The following is a 619-nucleotide window of genomic DNA, read 5'->3' on the forward strand; positions in this document are numbered from 1 at the left end:
CGGCCAGCATGGTCAGCAGGACGATCGCCCCGCCGGCGCTCCCCACCACCAGCATCAGCGCCGGCGCCAGGTTGCCGCCCATCCGCGCCGCGATACCATTCTGGATCAGGCTGGAACCGGCCGCCAGCAGGTTGCCGCATTGATAGGCCACGCCGGGGAAGGTCGCGCGAATGTCCGCGGGCGACAATTCGTTCAGATAGGCCGGCACCACGCCCCATGCCCCCTGGATACAGAACTGGATCAGCATCGCCCCCACCGCGATCCAGGCCGCCGATTCCGGCAGCGCCCACAGCGGCAGCAGCGGCAGCGCCAGCAGCGCGGCCAGAGCGATCGCCCGCCGCCGCCCGATCCGTTCGGACAGCATGCCGAAGCACAGCCCTCCCGCGATCGCCGCCAGATTGTACAGCACCACGATCAGCGTGACGGTCGGGTGCGGCAGATGCCTCTGCAACGCCAGGAAGATCTTGGGATACAGGTCCTGCGACCCGTGGCTGAAGACATTGAACGCCGTCATCAGGCACACCGCATACAGCACCAGCGCCCGATGCCGCTTCAGCACCGGCAGGATCGGCGCCCCCGCCGGCCCCCGGTTCCGCCCGGGGCCGCCCGCCGCCACGCG

General features: G+C 70.1%; 1 protein-coding gene. It reads right to left on the bottom strand.

Going from position 1 to position 619, the window contains the following annotated elements; translation table 11 throughout:
- Window positions 1–619: MFS transporter (locus tag HUK84_RS21910; RefSeq protein ID WP_176642006.1), on the bottom strand; the 619-nt coding region annotated here is incomplete at both ends.

This window comes from Nguyenibacter vanlangensis (assembly GCF_013376155.1).
GTDB classification, from domain to species: domain Bacteria; phylum Pseudomonadota; class Alphaproteobacteria; order Acetobacterales; family Acetobacteraceae; genus Gluconacetobacter; species Gluconacetobacter vanlangensis.